This is a genomic window from Sphingomonas sp. SORGH_AS_0950 (assembly GCF_030818415.1).
Taxonomy (GTDB): domain Bacteria; phylum Pseudomonadota; class Alphaproteobacteria; order Sphingomonadales; family Sphingomonadaceae; genus Sphingomonas.
The window spans coordinates 3,202,088-3,219,731 of the sequence record NZ_JAUTAE010000001.1; the positions used below are offsets into that span (position 1 = coordinate 3,202,088).

General features: G+C 64.0%; 17 protein-coding genes. 5 read left to right on the plus strand and 12 right to left on the minus strand.

Annotation, left to right across the window (positions count from 1 at the left end; translation table 11 throughout):
- Positions 1-182: 182 nt before the first annotated feature.
- The 7 genes from coaD to QE385_RS14345 all read right to left on the minus strand — a co-directional run bounded on the left by coaD (position 183) and on the right by QE385_RS14345 (position 6,695).
- Entirely contained in the window at positions 183-686 is a 504-nt protein-coding gene (gene coaD, locus QE385_RS14315; protein WP_307102949.1) for a pantetheine-phosphate adenylyltransferase, read from the minus strand.
- The gene (locus QE385_RS14320) at positions 683-1,582 is read right to left on the minus strand and encodes a polyprenyl synthetase family protein (protein WP_307102951.1); all 900 of its coding nucleotides are present in this window, start codon (positions 1,580-1,582) and stop codon (positions 683-685) included. Before QE385_RS14320 ends, coaD begins: the two co-directional genes overlap by 4 nt.
- Positions 1,583-1,584: 2 nt before the next feature.
- Positions 1,585-1,824 carry an exodeoxyribonuclease VII small subunit gene (locus tag QE385_RS14325; RefSeq protein ID WP_007406073.1) on the minus strand — a complete coding sequence of 80 codons (240 nt, stop codon included), beginning with the start codon at positions 1,822-1,824 and terminating at the stop codon, positions 1,585-1,587.
- A gap of 69 nt (positions 1,825-1,893) precedes the next feature.
- A complete protein-coding gene (locus QE385_RS14330) occupies positions 1,894-2,091 on the minus strand; it encodes a hypothetical protein (RefSeq protein ID WP_307102953.1) in 198 nt (65 codons plus the stop codon).
- Complete coding sequence (locus QE385_RS14335; protein ID WP_307102956.1) at positions 2,070-3,869, minus strand: diguanylate cyclase; 1,800 nt, start codon at positions 3,867-3,869, stop codon at positions 2,070-2,072. The genes QE385_RS14330 and QE385_RS14335 overlap by 22 nt, the downstream gene beginning before the upstream one ends.
- A gap of 140 nt (positions 3,870-4,009) precedes the next feature.
- Positions 4,010-6,328: an ATP-dependent Clp protease ATP-binding subunit ClpA gene (gene clpA / locus QE385_RS14340; protein WP_307102958.1), complete on the minus strand. Its 2,319-nt coding sequence runs from the start codon at positions 6,326-6,328 to the stop codon at positions 4,010-4,012.
- Between the two features lie 172 nt (positions 6,329-6,500).
- Positions 6,501-6,695, minus strand: a complete 195-nt coding sequence (locus QE385_RS14345) for a DUF1192 domain-containing protein (RefSeq protein WP_307102960.1) — start codon at positions 6,693-6,695, stop codon at positions 6,501-6,503.
- Between the two features lie 129 nt (positions 6,696-6,824).
- On the opposite strand from QE385_RS14345, the gene QE385_RS14350 reads away from it, so the two are divergent.
- The 5 genes from QE385_RS14350 to QE385_RS14370 all read left to right on the plus strand — a co-directional run bounded on the left by QE385_RS14350 (position 6,825) and on the right by QE385_RS14370 (position 11,230).
- Positions 6,825-7,808 (plus strand): NAD(P)H-quinone oxidoreductase, encoded by a 984-nt coding sequence (locus QE385_RS14350; protein WP_307104737.1) that lies wholly within the window; start codon positions 6,825-6,827, stop codon positions 7,806-7,808.
- A gap of 111 nt (positions 7,809-7,919) precedes the next feature.
- Positions 7,920-8,612 (plus strand): hypothetical protein, encoded by a 693-nt coding sequence (locus QE385_RS14355; RefSeq protein ID WP_307102962.1) that lies wholly within the window; start codon positions 7,920-7,922, stop codon positions 8,610-8,612.
- A 177-nt stretch (positions 8,613-8,789) separates the two neighbouring features.
- Positions 8,790-9,464 carry a DUF1013 domain-containing protein gene (locus QE385_RS14360; protein WP_307102965.1) on the plus strand — a complete coding sequence of 225 codons (675 nt, stop codon included), beginning with the start codon at positions 8,790-8,792 and terminating at the stop codon, positions 9,462-9,464.
- A 115-nt stretch (positions 9,465-9,579) separates the two neighbouring features.
- Entirely contained in the window at positions 9,580-9,900 is a 321-nt protein-coding gene (locus tag QE385_RS14365; protein WP_307102968.1) for a hypothetical protein, read from the plus strand.
- Between the two features lie 383 nt (positions 9,901-10,283).
- Positions 10,284-11,230 (plus strand): IS630 family transposase gene (locus QE385_RS14370; protein ID WP_307098127.1). Its coding sequence is split into 2 segments (ribosomal slippage): positions 10,284-10,620 and positions 10,620-11,230, totalling 948 coding nucleotides; the frame shifts between segments, so codons are not numbered across the junction.
- A gap of 175 nt (positions 11,231-11,405) precedes the next feature.
- Here QE385_RS14370 and QE385_RS14375 read toward each other — a convergent pair.
- The 5 genes from QE385_RS14375 to QE385_RS14395 are packed head-to-tail and all read right to left on the minus strand — an operon-like array spanning position 11,406 to position 17,605.
- Positions 11,406-12,182 (minus strand): hypothetical protein, encoded by a 777-nt coding sequence (locus tag QE385_RS14375; RefSeq protein ID WP_307102970.1) that lies wholly within the window; start codon positions 12,180-12,182, stop codon positions 11,406-11,408.
- Positions 12,158-13,264, minus strand: a complete 1,107-nt coding sequence (locus QE385_RS14380) for a hypothetical protein (protein ID WP_307102972.1) — start codon at positions 13,262-13,264, stop codon at positions 12,158-12,160. Before QE385_RS14380 ends, QE385_RS14375 begins: the two co-directional genes overlap by 25 nt.
- 11 nt (positions 13,265-13,275) lie before the next feature.
- The gene (locus QE385_RS14385) at positions 13,276-15,489 is read right to left on the minus strand and encodes an ATP-binding protein (protein ID WP_307102974.1); all 2,214 of its coding nucleotides are present in this window, start codon (positions 15,487-15,489) and stop codon (positions 13,276-13,278) included.
- Entirely contained in the window at positions 15,486-16,886 is a 1,401-nt protein-coding gene (locus QE385_RS14390) for an Eco57I restriction-modification methylase domain-containing protein (RefSeq protein ID WP_307102975.1), read from the minus strand. Before QE385_RS14390 ends, QE385_RS14385 begins: the two co-directional genes overlap by 4 nt.
- Positions 16,883-17,605, minus strand: coding sequence for a DNA adenine methylase (locus tag QE385_RS14395; protein WP_307102977.1), 723 nt, complete (start codon positions 17,603-17,605; stop codon positions 16,883-16,885). Before QE385_RS14395 ends, QE385_RS14390 begins: the two co-directional genes overlap by 4 nt.
- Positions 17,606-17,644: the final 39 nt, after the last annotated feature.

A 17,644-nucleotide genomic window follows, 5' to 3' on the forward strand; every position in this document is an offset into this window, starting at 1 on the left:
GCTGTAGAGCAAATCGCCCCTTGCGCCAATCTGAACCTTTTCGAGGATCAACTCCTCTCCGGCACGGGGAGGGGGACCGTCGCGAAGCGATGGTGGAGGGGGTTTGCGGCAAAGGACGCCGGTTGCGGAGAGCCCCCTCCGTCAGCGCTGCGCCCTGCCACCTCCCCGTGCCGGGGAGGATCCTAAGATCCCTTGCGGCCGATCTTCTCGACCCGCGCGACGACATCCTCGCGCACCGCAGGGGTCACGAACTTGGCGATATTGCCGCCATAGAGCGCGATCTCCTTGACCAGGCGGCTGGCGATGGGTTGCAGCGCGACATCGGCCATCAGGAAGACGGTCTCGACGCGCGGATTGATCTGCTGGTTCATCCCCGCCATCTGGTACTCATATTCGAAATCGGCGACCGCGCGCAGGCCCCGGACGATGACCTTGGCGCCCTCGCGCTCGGCAAAGTCCATCAGCAGCGAATCGAAGGCGACGACATGGATCTCGCCCGCCACGCCGGCGACCTCGCGCCGGACCATCTCCATGCGCTCGTCCAGCGTGAACATGGGCGACTTGGACGGGTTGGTGGTGACGCCGATCACCAGCCGGTCGACCAGCTTCGCGCCGCGCCGGATGATGTCCATATGGCCCAGCGTGACGGGATCGAAGGTGCCGGGATAGACGCCGATCCGGGTCATCGGTCGCGCTCCACCACATAGGATGCGATGGCGCGGAGCAGGTCGGCCTCGGGGCCGTAATCGCGCAGATGCGCGATCGCCTGGGCGACCAGCATCCGGCATTGTTCGCGCGCGCGCTCGACGCCGAGCAGGCTGAGGAAGGTGGCCTTGCCCGCCTCCTCGTCCTTGCGCAGCTTCTTGCCCGCCGCCGCCTCGTCCCCTTCGGCGTCGAGCAGGTCGTCGGCGATCTGGAAGGCCAGACCCAGGTCGTGCGCATAGCCGCGCAGATGGATGCGGCCCTCGGGCGCGACGCGTCCCAGGATCGCGCCCGCCTCGACCGCGGCGCAGATCAGCGCGCCGGTCTTCATCTGCTGGAGCCGGGTGACGGTGGCGAGGTCGAACACCTGCCGCTCGGCCTCCAGGTCCATCATCTGCCCGCCCGCCATGCCGCTGGGGCCCGAGGCGCGGGCGAGGTCGAGGATCAGCTCGGACCGGACGAAGGGATCGGCATGGGTCGACGGATCGGCCAGGATCTCGAAGGCCAGCGCGTGGAGGCAGTCGCCCGCCAGGATCGCCGTCGCCTCGTCGAATGCCTTGTGGACGGTCGGCTTGCCGCGCCGCAGGTCGTCATCGTCCATCGCAGGCAGATCGTCATGGATCAGCGAATAGACATGGATCGCCTCCAGCGCGGTCGCGACCCAGCCCGCACAGTCGCGGTCCACGTCGAACAGATGCGCGGTGGCGAAGACGAGAAGCGGGCGCAGCCGCTTGCCCCCGCCGATCGCGGCATGGCGCATCGCGGCATAGAGCGAGGCGCGGGGATCGCCCGGATCGGCCAGCACCTGCGCGAAGCGGCGGTCGATATCCTCGGCGACCTCGGCCAGCGCGCCCGACAGGGTCGTGGCGGTCAGCGTCACGTTCAACCCGCCTGGAACGGGCGGGTGCCCGCGGCCTTGCCTTCGGCGTCGAGGCGGATCGCCTCGATCCGGGCCTGGGCGGCGTCGAGCCGCTCGGCGCAACGCTGACGCAGACGGTCGCCGCGCTCATAGAGGCGGATCGATTCGTCGAGCGTCGCTTCGCCGCTTTCCAGTCGGCCGACGATCCTCTCCAGTTCCTTGAGGGCGTCCTCGAACGTCAGTTCTTCGATGGGCGTATCCATGATGTCGCTATGCGGCACGCATCCGGCGCGCGCAAGGATGCTTGATCCATCCTTATGCCGCGCCTGTCCCTATCGGAGTCGGTCGACCGTCCAGGTGTAGAGGAACGAGACGCTGAGCAGCCCCAGATCGACCGCCGCCTGCACCCGGCGCGGCGACCGGTCGGTGAGGTCATGGGTGATGAGGCGGATATCGGCGGTCGGATGGCGATAGGCGAGCGCGACCAGCGCCAGCACCGCCATTGCCATCACGATCCGCCGTTCGCGCACGCCCCCGTCTCCCCGCGCGCCGGTCTAGGCCGTGTCCGGACGAGCGGCAAGGGGGCTGCGGGGCGGCTTTCCGCCATCCCGCCGGTCATCGGGAGGGAGCGGCCCCGGCACGCCCGGTCGCGCCCGCAATTCTTGGCGGCGTAGAGCGCCTGATCCGCCTCGCGGTAGATCGCCCTCCAGTCCGTCTCGTCCAGCATCGGGCCGGTGCACAGCCCCAGGCTGGCGGTGACCTTCAGCCCCGAGGGATAGGCGACCTCGCGCAGCCGGGCGAGCAGCAGGTCGATGTCCGGCCCGCGCGCGGCGTCGGTCAGCAGCGCGAACTCCTCGCCGCCGATCCGGGCGATCAGCGTGTCGGGGCCGACGAGATCGGCCAGCGCATGCGCAAAGCCGCGGAGAACCTCGTCGCCGCCGTCATGGCCCAGCTGATCGTTGATCCGCTTGAAATGATCGATATCGACCAGGATCAGCGTCTGCGGCCCGCTGCGCCCGATGGCCTGGTCGAGAAAGGCGCGGCGGTTGAACAGCCCGGTCAGCGAATCGGTATCCGCCAGCCGCCGGGCGACCCGCTCGTCGGCGCGCGCCAGATCGCGGTCGCGGCTGAGCAGATAGATGCGATAGGCGACGCCCAGGCTGGCGATCAGCGCCTCGGCCCCCATCGACAGCACCGTCGATTGGTCGATCCATGGTCGCCAGGCGATCAGATGCGCGGCGTGGAGCAGCCGGAACATGGCCAGAATGATCGGCGCCCCCCATGCGAAGGCGAAGGCCCAGAGGAAATTGCTCCGTCGCCGCCAGGCCTGGACCAGCACCGCGATCAGGAAGAACAGCAGGATGAGGAAGCCGAAGACCACGGCCTGGTCGAGCGGCAGGATCCAGCGCGGCGCGAGCAGCGCGAAGGCGACGTTGGGGATGGCGATCAGCACAAACGACACGATCGCCAACCGGTCCAGCCAGCCCTCGAACACCTTCCGCTCGAAGAAGTGGCGCGCGAAGATGACCAGGGTCAGCGCGACCCCGCCCAGCATGATGGCATTCCATCGGTGCCGCTCGTTATTGTCCAGCCAGGGCAGCCACTGGCCGATCAGCCCCGACGATGCCAGCGCATAGCCGGTGATGAAGAACAGCAACAGGCAATAGACGGGTTGGAGCGGTTGGCGCAGCGCGGGCCAGAGCGCGAGATTATAGACCGCCAGTCCGATCACCATTCCCATGATCAGGCCATAGATCAGCCCCAGCGAGGATTCGGTCGCCAGCATGTCGCCATGACGGCCCAGGCGCGCGCCGCGCACGACGCCGCGCATGTTCGCCGCGCCATGCGCCTCCCACAGGATGCGGACCGGCCGGGCCCCCTCGCGCGGCAGGGGTACGCCGATCATCGCGCCCAGCAGCAGATAGGGAGAGGTGGTCGCGCTGGTATAGGCGACCCGGCGCATCTGGCCGTCGGCATAGAGGATATGCAGGGTCGTTGCGTCCTGCCAGGTGCTGGCGAAGCGGACCGCCAGCCGATCGCGCGGATCGCCGGCAATCACCGGCAGCGGCTGGGAGAGCACCCAATAGTCGCCGACACCATAGGAGGACTGGTCGCTCCGGCAGTCGAAACGCTGCGGGGCCGCCAGCATCGCCTGCGGCGTATCGCCGGGGTGGATGGGCCGGATACAGGTGGTCAGCGGTTGGCCGACCTGCGCCTGCGCGGCAGACAATGGCACAAGGCCCAGCATGATCGCCAGAATCAGCGTGCCAATCCTGGTCAGCCATCCACCACCCATGGCGTGGACCATATCATGGCGTGGTTAAATTTGGCTTAAATTTTATGGGTGTGTGGTTAACGGCTTGATTTGGGAAAACCGCCGCATCGGCCCCTTGCACGGCCGCCCGAAAAAGGGCCGGGTGATGCCACCCGGCCCGATCATGTCGCCAATTAGCCTGCGTCGACTTCCGCTGGCTTGCCGCCCTTCTTGCGCGGCTTCTTCGGCGCAGCGGGTTCGATCGCGAAGGACAGCGCGCCGTCCTTCATCCTCACCGTCACCTCACCGCCATGGACCAGCTTGCCGAACAGCAGTTCCTCGGCCAGTGGCTGCTTGATCTTCTCCTGGATCAAACGGCCCATCGGACGCGCGCCGTACAGGCGGTCATAGCCCTTTTCGGTGAGCCAGCTCTTCGCCGCTTCGTCCAGGCTGATATGGACGTGACGATCGGCCAGCTGGAGTTCGAGCTGGAGGATGAACTTGTCCACCACCCGCGCGACGACTTCCGGCGGCAGGTAACCGAAGGGCACGATCGCATCGAGGCGGTTGCGGAACTCGGGCGAGAACATCTTCTGCACCGCCTGCTCGTCCTCGCCCTCGCGGGTGAGGTTGCCGAACCCGACCGTCTCGCGCGCCATGTCGGCGGCGCCCGCATTGGTCGTCATGATGATGATCGTGTTGCGGAAATCGACCGTCTTGCCGTGGTGATCGGTCAGCTTCCCATTGTCCATCACCTGCAACAGGATGTTGAACAGATCGGGATGCGCCTTCTCGATCTCGTCGAGCAGCAGCACCGAATGCGGATTCTGGTCGACCGCATCGGTCAGCAGGCCGCCCTGGTCGTATCCGACATAGCCCGGAGGGGCACCGATCAGACGGCTGACCGAGTGACGCTCCATATATTCGGACATGTCGAACCGCTGGAGCGGAATGCCCAGGATCGTCGCCAGCTGGCGCGCCACTTCCGTCTTGCCGACGCCAGTGGGGCCGGTGAACAGATAGTTGCCGATCGGCTTGTCGGGATCGCGCAGGCCCGCCCGGCTGAGCTTGATCGCCGAGGACAGATTCTCGATCGCCGCATTCTGGCCGAACACCACGCGCTTGAGATCGGTCTCCAGCGTCTCCAGCTGCTGGCGGTCGTCGGTCGACACGCTTTTCGGCGGGATGCGCGCCATGGTGGCGATCACGGCCTCGATCTCCTTGGGCGTGATCGTCTTCTTGCGCTTGCTGACCGGCACCAGCATCTGCATCGCGCCGACCTCGTCGATCACGTCGATCGCCTTGTCGGGCAGCTTGCGGTCGTTGATGTAGCGCGCCGACAGCTCGACCGCCGACTTGATCGCATCGGGCGTATACTTGACCTGATGATGATCCTCGAACGCTGAGCGCAGGCCCGCCAGGATCTTGATCGTGTCCTCGATCGTCGGCTCGTTCACGTCGATTTTCTGGAACCGGCGCAGCAGCGCGCGGTCCTTTTCGAAGTGGTTGCGGAACTCCTTGTAGGTGGTCGAGCCGATGCAGCGGATCGTACCGCCCGACAGCGCGGGCTTGAGCAGGTTCGACGCATCCATCGCCCCGCCGCTGGTCGCGCCCGCGCCGATGACGGTGTGGATCTCGTCGATGAAGAGCACCGCGTGCGGCAGCTTCTCCAGTTCGTTGACGACCGCCTTCAGCCGCTCCTCGAAGTCGCCGCGATAGCGCGTGCCCGCGAGCAGCGCGCCCATGTCAAGCGAATAGATGACGGCGTTCAGCAGCACCTCGGGCACATTGCCCTCGATGATCTTGCGCGCCAGCCCTTCCGCGATGGCGGTCTTGCCGACGCCGGGATCGCCCACATAGAGCGGGTTGTTCTTCGACCGGCGGCACAGGATCTGGACGGTGCGGTCCACTTCGGGCCCGCGCCCGATCAGCGGATCGACCTTGCCCAGCTTGGCCTTTTCGTTGAGGTCGACGGTGAACTGCTTGAGCGCGCTTTCCCCCTTGCCCTTTTCGGCGGGCTTGGCGGGCTTTTCCTCCTCGACGCCCTTGGGCGGGGTCGACTCGCTGGCGGCACCACCCTTGCCGACGCCGTGGCTGATGAAGCTGACCGCGTCCAGGCGGCTCATATCCTGCTGCTGGAGGAAATAGACGGCATAGGATTCGCGTTCGGAGAACAAGGCGACCAGCACGTTCGCGCCGGTCACCTCGTCGCGGCCCGAGGACTGGACGTGCAGGATCGCGCGCTGGACGACGCGCTGGAACCCGCTGGTGGGGGAGGGGTCGGTCGCCGCCTCGACCTTCAGCGCGTCGAGTTCGGTGTCGAGATACTGGGCGACCGTCGCCTTCAGCTCGCCCAGGTCGACATGGCATGCTTCCATCACCTTGGAGGCATGGTCGTCGTCGATCAGCGCGAGGAGGAGGTGCTCCAGCGTGGCATATTCGTGGCGCCGCACGGTCGCGGCTTCCAGCGCCTTGTGAAGCGTGGTCTCGAGCGCGGGGGCGAAAGATGGCATCTACGATACTCCTTCCGAAGCGCCATGGACTGACGCCTCGTTTCGACCAATGTCGGGATGGTTCGCCCCGGCATCAAGCGGGTGTAACGCGCGGCGGCTGAACAAAGCGTATCGCGCGAACGAAAATATGGGACCGCCTCGGAGCGTGCGCGCCGGGTGGGGGCCCCCTGCGTCACCGCTTGAACAGCGCGTCAGCGCTGGCGCGGTGGATCGCGGCGCGGTCGATGTGGCGGCGGGTCCGGTCGATCTCCTGCTCCAGCACGGCGATCCGCGTCTCCAGCTCGGCGAGCGAGAGCGGGTCGAGATCGGTCCGGACCAGCATGGTCAGGCTGTCGGGAATGCGGATCGGGGAGTCGTCCTGTTCCATATCGGGATGCAGCGTTGACCCGGTCGTCGCCGATGTCAATAACGGGGCGACATGGCGACGTTCACGAAGGGGCGGTAATCGGTGCACGCGGATAACGACGTGATGGGGATCGGCGATCTCCCCGAGATGATGACCGCGATCGATCCCGAAGCGGCGGGCGGGCCGGAGGTGCTGGTCCCGACCCGTCGGCCGACCCCGCGGCCCGGTGCGGGCGAAGTGCTGATCCGGATCGCCGCCGCCGGGGTCAACCGGCCCGATGTGATGCAGCGCCAGGGGCTCTATCCGCCGCCGCCGGGCGCGCCCTCCATCCCCGGTCTGGAAATCGCGGGCGAGGTCGTCGCGATCGGCGAGGGCGTTGGGCCCGAGTTGCTGGGCCAGCCGGTCTGCGCGCTGATCGGCGGCGGCGGCTATGCCGAATATGCGGTGGCGGTGGCCGAGCACTGCCTGCCCGTGCCCAACGGCCTGTCGATGGTACAGGCGGCGGCGCTGCCCGAGACGCTGTTCACCGTGTGGACCAATGTCTTCGAGCGCGCCTATGCCCGCGAGGGCGAGACCCTGCTCGTCCATGGCGGGACCAGCGGCATCGGCACCATGGCGATCCTGCTGGGCAAGCTGTTCGGCCTGACGGTGATCGTCACCGCCGGATCGGACGACAAATGCGCGGCCGCCGAAAAGCTCGGCGCAGCCAGCGCGATCAACTATCGCACCGGGGATTTCGTCGAGGCGGTCCAGGCCTTCACCGGCGGCAAGGGTGTGGACATCGTCCTCGACATGGTCGGCGGCGATTATGTGCCGCGCAACCTGAAATGCCTGGGCGAGGAGGGGCGGCATGTCTCGATCGCGGTCCAGCGCGGCGCGAAGGCGGAAATCCCGCTCTGGGAGGTGATGCGCCGCCGCCTGATCCTGACCGGATCGACGCTGCGCGGTCGCGATGCCGAGTTCAAGGCGATGGTCGCCGACGAGGTGGCGCGGATCGTCTGGCCGCATGTCGAGGAAGGGCGGCTGCGCCCGGTCATCGATCGCAGCTTTCCGCTGGCGCAGGCCGCGGACGCGCATCGCCGCATGGAAGCGGGCGACCATATGGGCAAGATCGTCCTGACCATCGGCGAATAATCCGATCTGCCCATTTCGGACTGTGATCGACCGGGGTAACGGATCGGACGAGCGAATCGGCCGGGTCGGCCCGATCGGTTCGGTCCGCACGAATGGCCAAGGGGGATGCGAATGCTGCGATGGGGGCTGGCCGCCGGGATCGTGATGGCGGGCAATATGGCGGCGATACCCGCCGCTGCCCAGTCGGCGCGCGACATCCTGACCCAGGCTTCCTTCGCCGATACCGACGAGGCGAGCGCGCTGCGCCGGGTGACGCTGGCCTATGCGACCGCCGGCAATATGCTGAAGCACAGTCCCGACGATCACGAGGCGCTGCTGATGCGCGCCACCGCGCTGGGCTACCGCGCCAAGCTGACCGGCAACCGCACCGATGCGATCGCCGCGCGGCGTCAGTTCGAGGCGCTGATCGCGCAGAATCCCCGCGACGCCGAGGCGCAGCTGGCGCTGGGCGCCTGGCATATCGGCGCGGTCAAGAAGCTGGGGGCGATCGTCGGGCGCGCGGCGCTCGGGGCGCAGCGGGGGGCCGGCTTCGCCCTGCTCGACCGGGCCATCGCGCTGGGCGGCGACCGGGCCTTGTTTCCCGGACTGGCGGCGCTGCTTCGGCTGGAGCTCGATCCGCGCGACCCGCGTGGCCCTGCTCTGGCGGAGGCGGCGGCGCATGCCGCGACGGTGACGCCGATCGACCGCATCCTGCAACGCGCCGCCGTCGCCGTGCTGACGCCGGTGCGCGCGGGTGACGGTCCGGCAACCCGCAGGCTGGCCTCGCAGCTTCTTCCCTTCGGACGATTCGACGACGGCAATTGATGCGACGCACGGCCGCCGGGGCGCTGGACGGCGCAAGGGCAGGGGCGTATGAGGCACTGTTTCGGTCACTTTGTGGCGCCGCACCTTGCTCTTGGAGGCGGCTCGCATTAGATTTGCCGCCGCTACGGCCGCTCCGATGAGGGGCGGCCCTTTTATTTTCCGACTGGAGTGATCCCCGTGGCCCAGCCGCTCATGCCCCATGCGACCGCTTCCTGGCTGGTCGACAACACCTCGCTCTCCTTCGAGCAGATTGCGGATTTCTGCGGCCTTCATATCCTGGAAGTGCAGGCGATCGCCGACGACACGGCGGCGACCAAGTTGACCGGCCGTGATCCGGTCCGCGCGCACGAAGTGACGCAGAGCGAGATCGAGAAGGCGCAGGCCAATCCCGATTATCGCATGAAGATGACCAAGGGCCCCGAGCAGGTCCGCCGGACCAAGGGCCCGCGCTACACGCCGGTCAGCAAGCGGCAGGACAAGCCCGACGGCATCGCCTGGATCATCCGCAACCACCCGGAAATCTCGGACGGCGCGATCAGCAACCTGATCGGCACCACCCGCACCACGATTGCCGCGATCCGCGACCGCAGCCACTGGAACATCGCCAACATCACGCCGAAGGACCCGGTGACGCTGGGCCTGACCACCCAGCGCGAGCTCGACTCGGCGGTGGCCAAGGCGGCGAAGGCGACCGGCGGCAATGCCGATGCGCAGCCGACCGACACCCGCCTGGAGGGTGACCGCGAAGCGCTGCTCGCCTCGCTGCGCGCCGAGCGCGATCAGCAGAGCCGTGATTCGGACTCGATCGGGCATGGCGACATCATCGATCCGCACTCGCTGTTCCGCAGCTGATCGGCACGCTTCGGCTTGACGAAAGGGGGCGTCCACCGACCGGTGGGCGCCCCTTTTGCGTGATGGGGAACGGCGTCACCCTTGCCCCGTTGAGTCCGGGCAAAGGAGATCATCCATGTCCGAGCAGGAAAAGCGCGACCCTCAGCCCTTCGATCGCGATAGTGGCTATACGGGCCAGGACTATCATCGCGACGACGAGCACGCGATGGGCCGGGCGGAGCCCTCGGGCCGCGTAACGACCACCCCGCCAGCGCCGGGTGAGGGCAATGCCGACACCAGCCTGCCCGACGACGATGGCAGGCGCGCAACGGTCGATCCGAAGACGGGCGAAGTCCATGGCAGCGGGGCAGGTGCCGGTGGTGGCCATCGCGGCGACGAGATCGACGAAGTGGACCCCGCGACTCCGCCGGGCGTGGGGCGGCGGCCGGTAAACTGAAATCCCCGGCAGCCTGCCGTCACCCCAGCGCAGGCTGGGGTCTTTCGCCGTAAGGGCCCCCTGCGGCCAATGATCCCGGCGTTCGTTGGGATGACGTCTGTCGTGGCGGAGGCTTTCCGGACGGGAGGCGCAGAGCGGCGCTTACCGCAGAAGCTGCGCGATCATTCCGGCGATGTCGGGAAAATGTCGTCGCAGCGAGTAAACCATACCGCTAACCCCCTGACCGGACGAGAAATCCAGCATATAACGCATCGGGCATGCAAGTGCAGTTTCTGCTCAATCGGCCTGTTTTAGAGCGTTTCCCGGCCGACCTGAGTCGAAGGGGGATTCCCATGGCCGAGCTGATCTGATTCACGGTGCTGGCTGGATGGAGGCCGGCATTGATGGGCAAGCCGTTGTCGATGGATCTACGATCGCGAGCGCTGGCCGCGGTTGACGAGGGGATGAGTTGCCGGGCTGCGGCGGTGCGGTTCGGTGTGGCGGCCGCGACGGTGATCCGGTGGCACGACCAGCGCCGCAGCACGGGCACCTATGCCGCCAAGCCGCAGGGCGGGGACACGCGGTCGCGGCGGATCGAAGCGCATGCGCCCACGATCCTGGCGCTGCACGAAGCGCGTCGCGACATCACGCTGGACGAGCTGCGTCGCGAGCTGGGTCAGGCGGGCGTGACGGTGGCGATCTCGACGCTGCACCGCTTCTTTGCCCGTCACGGGATCACGCGCAAAAAAAGACCGGGCATGCGATCGAGCAGGATCGCGCCGACGTCCTGAGTGCGCGTGAGGACTGGTTTGATGGCCAGCTCGACCTCGACCCTGCGCGGCTCGTCTTCATCGACGAGACCTGGACGGCGACCAATATGACCCGCAGCCACGGCCGCTGCCGGCGGGGCGAGCGGCTGCGGATGGGTTACCCACATGGTCATCGCAAGACGACCACGCTGGTCGCTGGCCTGCGCATGACCGGCATGATCGCGCCGATGGTGCTCGACGGCCCGATCAACGGCGACTGGTTCGAGGCCTACGTCCGACAGGTTCTCGTGCCCGACCTCGGACGCGGCGACGTGGTCATCATGGACAACCTGTCCAGCCACAAGCGTGCCGGCGTCCGTGAAGCCATCGAAGCCGCAGGCGCCCGCCTCATGTTTCTCCCGCCCTACAGTCCCGACTTCAACCCGATCGAGAAGGCCTTCGCCCGCCTCAAGGCTATGCTGCGCAGGGCCGGCGAACGCACCGTGTCGGGCTTGTGGTCCCTCATCGGCAGGTTGGTCGATCTGTTCCAACCACAGGAATGCGCCAACTACTTCACCTCCTGTGGTTATGATCCAGACTGATCAGAATCCGCTCTAAGATCAGGAAGTGCTCAGGCTCCGATTCGGCGTTGCGAGTTTACCGGACTGCGGGTCGAAACTGGCGAGCAAGGTGGTCAGGAAGCTGCATTGGTCGAGATGCGCATGAGGCGCGCGAGATGACCGCCATCGAGAATCGATGTGAGGGGGGCGTTTGCGTCTAAACTGCCGTGGTAGTCCCGTGGTTAGCTGAAGGTAAAATCGAACCATCATACCAGTGGTGCGGTCGAAAGCATGTTTGATCGATCGCGGTCCGCAGCCTTGGGATAGCAGGATAAGCGCTCTGGTAGAAGCTGCAGGCCTGAAGAACGGCGCGATAGGCGGAAATCTCGATCCTACCGGATTTTGGGCCAACAAGATGATCCGAGCACAGCTGAAGAAACACGGCGAACGCATCCATTTGGGCTGATGGGATACGAACGTTTGTAAGAACATTTGCGACATGATTTGTTACGTCTTCGAAGCGTTCTTTCCAGACCTCGTTAATGTTTTCGCGGTATTCCTTCATCGGAGCCATCTGTGAGTGGAACACCGGGTGTGCTACGTGTGTAGCGTCGAAATCGTGGTGCACTCCGAAAACGTGCGCAAGCTCGCTATTGCGCTTCACGAAATAGCCAACCCTAGTCTTGGATTCTATAGCCCTGAAATTTCCTTCAGGTTCTATTTGAAAGTGAATAAGTCCTTCGACCACGGCGTATAGCAAGGGGCGCGTATGTTCAGGTTTCTCTTTCAAAAGGAACGTTACCGGCCTAATCGTCACTACGATTGGATCGCCATCCACGTAGTGGAATATCTCGTCCACTCGGCTGGGGCGTACCGCGCAGCTCGGAGCCATGATTTTGAGCTTTGCCTGGAAGTCGCGCCAAGCATTGTCGATCAGCCGCTTGAGCGCGAACAGGTTTGAGGCCACCGTCAGAGGCCGATCAATGTCGCCCACTCTTCGTAGAAGTCACATTCTACGCGAGTGAGATAGGCACCTTCGGGGATCCAGCTGCTTGAGGGCACGGAACAGTCGGATCTGTCGCAGACGGGACGCTTCGTAAGTGGGCACCAGTAGCCGCCACGCTCGCCACCGCATCGCGCACAGTCATGTCGCTCCATCTGGCGGTTGAGGGCAATCTCTGCCACTCGACGTCGGAACTGGTCGAACGTTTCGTCCGGATCGTGCTGACCAAGCGAAAGTTCTTTTTTTACCGCGAGCTTCTCGATGATGTCATCAATCTTCGTCTGCCAGTAAAATGGGCCGATCGCTGAGAACGGGCCATCGTACTTGGAGGCAGCAAGGAGGGAGTCTAGTTCAGCGTCCGGGGTAGGCGAAGTAGCGAAATATGCATGCAGCGCGTCGGAATGAAGGATGGGCCCAGGATAGCGCATGATCGAGTTGAAGAGGAGATGGCCGGCCACATAGGAGGCGATCCGCACGCGGACCTCATCACGATGTCCTGTCGCATTCCGCAGCATCTGAATAAGCGCGGAGTTGCCGGAAGTTAGGCGCGAACTATAAAGGGAAAAGGCAGATCCCACGTCCGGCTGTCCTAGGAGATCGGCCAAAAGCGAGGCGGGGCTTCCGTCGTCCAGAAGCTCGAGCTTTGCCAAAAGCTGGTCGCGGATCCAGCGGAAACCAAGCGCAACCGACGCGATTATTGGCGCGGCTTGGTCGGCATTGTCAGGAAGGCGGAACTCGAACACGTCGGGTTCGTCAGTAAGGGCGCCCAGTTGCCTAGAATAGTCGCCGACAGGGATTGCCTCCTTCTGTGCGAAAGCGACGATGCTGAATCCGAACAGACCGGTCTTGCCGCCCCGCGTCAGGTCGTAATCCGTCACTGCCAGCAGCGGCTTTTCGGCTGTGAGTGCCTCTAGCCGTTCGAGGCCCTTGTCCTCTGGCCGGGGCATCCAGCAGCGCACCGCGACGCCGGTGCCCGCCAGCGCAGCTTCGACGGCGTCGGTGAGCCTCTTCATCTGAGTTTCTTCATCGTCGATGAGGAGGACGAAGTCCCTCTCCGCACCAATGTCGGTCAAGGTTGTAATCCTCAGGAATCGAGGGGAAAACGAACTTCCATACAGGTTGTGAAGCCCGGTGGAGGCGCTACGAGCTGCGCCTTGCCCCCGAAGGCTTCGGCGCCGCGCTGTACAAGTGCTAGCCCCAATCCCATCCCGGACCCAAGCGGATCGTTCCGGGATTCCGTGGTAGTGAAGAGCGGATCGAAGATCTTGGCTTTCACAGGGCTGGGGATGCCGACACCAGAGTCTGAGACCTGAAGATGGTGATATCCTTTGTCGTTCCAGGCTCTGAACGCGATGCGTTTCTCACCGCCATCCTTCGCTGTCACTGCCTTCAGGGCGTTGGTGAATAGATTCTGGGCGATGCCATTGTACAGCGCCGCTGGTATTAGCGGCACCATGACTTCGGGCTCGACACCGATCTCAACTTCTATGTCGCGATCGCGCGCATAATCGCCGAATACCTTGACGACCTGCCGTAGGCGAGGAATCGAGCGGTACGGCTTGGTGGGCTTGATCTTTGCGCCTTCAACGTAGGCACGTGAATAGGAAACGAAGTTTTGCAGTGTCGTTGCATGGCGCCGAAATGCCTTGGCTCGGTCGGCGAACTGAGGTAGCTCTTTCGCAACGTTATCTAACTCTGCCTGAGCTTCCTTGAGGCTGCCTATCGCTACGCCGAATTCGTGGGTCATGAAGCCGGCAATCACGCCCAGAAGACTCATGATCTCCAGCTGCTTTTGCTTTTCCTTGTTGTGATCATCGGCTTGTTCGACGCGTTCTTGGCTCTCAACCAGCATCGCGACGATGCGGTTTTTCTGCGGTCGCGAGAGGTTGGGATCTGCCTCGATCTCCTCAATCGCTTGCTGAGTCTCGCCGCGGCTCTTCAGAAGCTCGGCGGCCGCCTTCTCGTCGGCCTGCGCCTGCTGAAGGCGGCGATCCGCATAGGCGATCGCCTCGACCGCGCCACGTACGATGTCCTTCAGTTGCAGGAAGGCATTGTTGATGACGAAGCCCTCTCGATCCGCGGCGGCATGAAGGCCGCTATCGTCCGTTACGCTGCTTCGAGCACCCTCTACATGAACTGCGCCTATTAGCTGGGCCGACTCAGGCAGTCGCAACATCCAGTTTTCCGAAGGAGCGGCGGCGACGGCCTTTGTCATTCCGAAGTGATGCTTCGATATCGTTGACTCCGGATCACGCCTATTCCGCGCAGCATCGGCGACAAGGCTCAGCCAGTCGTCGCCTTCGACGCCATATGGCCTAACTTGGAATCCCCGGTCGAACACCAGCACCCCGCTGTTGCTGCGAACCCAGTTGTAGGCCTTGCGACCGTCAACGAGCGCCCCCTCGAATGTCCCCGGCCTGCGGGGAAAGAACCGGATATCAGCGTACACTCGGCCGATGTCGTTGACATACTCGTCGGTGACACTGACGAAGGGCTCATCGCCCCCGCCCTTATAAACTTTCAGCTCGAGCGCGGTGCCGTCAAGTCTCAGGACTGCGCGAAGGACGTAATGCTCGAGTATCTCGCCAGACAGGTCGATCTCGCCGTCCTCCTCGACGACCTTCAACCTGATCGAGAAACCGGGATCGCGCGTGGATCGGCGATCAAGCTGCTGCCAGTCGGGAGGCGGGGGCAGCGCGCGCGCGGCGGAGACGACGTTGACGGATCCGGTGCCGATGTCTTTCCAGCGGATGTGCCTTGAGCTTGGCCTCAGTGCGCCGATGGTGAGCATCGTACCAGTCGGAACATCGTTTCCAACCTGCGTGACGACAAAATCCACCTCCGTCTTTCCGAGATCCTGATGTCGATCGAAAGACGCCCAGTCGAAAGTCGCGCGCAGACGGGTGCGTACACCCCGCTCCGGGTCGTCGCAGACGGAATCAAGCGTCAGCGTCATACCGAGGAAGCGTACTGCGAAGCGACCTATGCCTTTCTCGCCGGTGATTCTGCGGCCGTACTGAGCGGTCAGGCTGTCCCCTTCTTTGGAACTGGTGCCGATCCGCATCCAGCCATCGCGAAACCGCTCGAAGGTCATGCCGACGCCATCATCCTGAACCACAATCTGATTGGGGTAGTCGTGGGATATGGAGCAGTTGCTGGCGTCTGCGTCGTAGGCGTTCTTGATCAGCTCGAGGATAGCTACCTCGGGCTCCTTGACCAGCCGTTCGCCGAGTTCGCGCAGGATGCGAGCCTCGATCGAAAATGGGATTGTGCCTTCAACGAGGATCTTCTCGGTCATTGTTCAGCTGATGCGACGATGCCCGTCAACAGGGCGTTAAGCTGATTGATTTCGATCTTCCGCAGGCCGTTCGCATGCGCGACGATCCGATCGCGAATGTCCAGTTCCGCAATAGCGTATGAGAATGCGCTTTCTTGCGAAGGCGAGAGATGATGAATGCCCGCTACGCCGCCGACCGCACGTGCTCTGATACGGTTCAGCGCGAACTTGGGGGCCCCGCCCTTGAAGCTGGTCGCAATCAGGATTTCAGGAACGCTGGGCATCTTGAACTTCCACCATGAATCCCGCTGAAGGCACGTGACCGTCTGGTAGTCCGATTCAGGCACTGACTGCAAATAGTCGCTAAGTTGCCGGGAGGGTTCTCGGTCTGCTCGGATAAGCCAGCAACGTCGACCCTCTTGTCTGAATAGGCGGTTGAACGTGACCTCATCAAGAATCTCACCACTGGCGCCGACGCCGCGCAGCGATGTCACGCACGGCACGACGTCCTCCTCGATCCGGAGGCCAAAGCGGCAGCGCTCGGCCTCAGTGAGGGTGAATACCTTCTGCGTTCCCGGGCTGAGGCCGCGTATCGCCCGAGGGGTTTCGTTGCAGACCTTGCGTCCCGACTCATAGGGTAGATAGCCGAGCGAGGATCCGCTGGCTGAATTTAGGGGGCGGTATGACCCGTCGCTATTCTCCTCGAAATACCGCCAAGTGCCAGTCTTCGCAGCCTTGTCGACGATTGTGATCGACGCGGTCGTGAGCACGCTGTCGAAAGCGGCATCGACAAGGCGGTAGACATCGACCTCCCAACCTTGGGCGTGAATGAAGTCCCGCAATAGCGCGGCGGACGGTCGCGAAACCCACTCATAGGGAATGACGAGCGCTACCAGACCGTCTTCGGCGGCGCTAACAATAGACAGGAGGAAGAAGTACTGCCAAGCATTCGCCAAGCCTGAAATAGATATGCCAGCCCGCTTGTGCAGTTTCGAGGCAACTTCGGTCCGCCAACCGAGCGGCAGGTCCTGATTGCGGACGAAGGGCGGATTCCCGATGCAGACCGATGCATCGGTGACGTCGCGCGAGAACGCGCAGCGGTGAACCAGCTTGGCGTTGGCGGGCAACTTAGCGTTCCGAGAGCGGTCCTTGTCGATTTCGTAGCCGACATAGCTTTCGTATCGGCCATGATGCGCGAAGCGCCCATCACCTGCGCCGAAGTCCACAACTGATCCGACCTTGTCGCGACGCTCCAGGATGTGGTTCCAGGTCGCCTGAACCAGCCGGTCCGGCGTGTCCACCTGGCAGCGATCGAGATACAGATGGAGATCTTCGTTCGTCCAAGTGCCCACGATCCCGCGCGGAACGGCCGGGCGCGGACCGGTCGACATGCGGACAGATGGTTGTTGCATGCTCATGCGGCAATCCTCCGAGCGGCCTGCAGGACGGCCTCTGGGTGGGTGGCGGCTAGCTCAGCGAGTACGGCGTTGCGTTCGACTGGATCGACCGTCGCGATACGATGAAAGAGGTTCTCCCTCCGGCGCTTCGAGGCTTCGCGCTCGCGGAAGTCGCTTCCTATGTAGCGATAATCGTGGAGGACGGATCCAGGCTGAAAGTTGGTCCAGGCCGACTCCGTGACTAGGCCATTGTGAGTGAGTGCAGTGTAGTCAGTGCGGGTCCATCCGGCTAAATGTCGATCGTACAGGTCACTGCGATACCCGCTCAGTACCACCTTGCAAGGCAGCCCTGACAGCAGGTTCAGCAGAGCGACATGGTCTGCCTCGTCGTAGTCGTAGCGATAGTACCGGCGCGTTCGCCGGGTCGCCGGTAGGTACGGTGGATCTGCATAAATCAAATCGTCTTGCGAGACGTCGAGCTCGGGTATGATACGCAGAGCGTCCCCGTTCCTAACCACGACGTTCTTCATGTTCCTTGCCTGCCATCGATCCGTGACGGTTCTGTCTAAATCGATGATGATGCTTTCTGCCGCGGGCCGCTTCCGACGGAGGACCGCCCCGCCGCCGACGTGGCTCTCGATGTAGCGGCGGTGGGGAGGCATGAGATTGATGACGTGCTGATACGACCGCCCCTTGCCCCCGGGATAATGCTCAGCCTTGTTCTCAGCACGTTCTGCCATGTCGCACCATATCGCATCTTTTTGCGATGCTGTCACTAC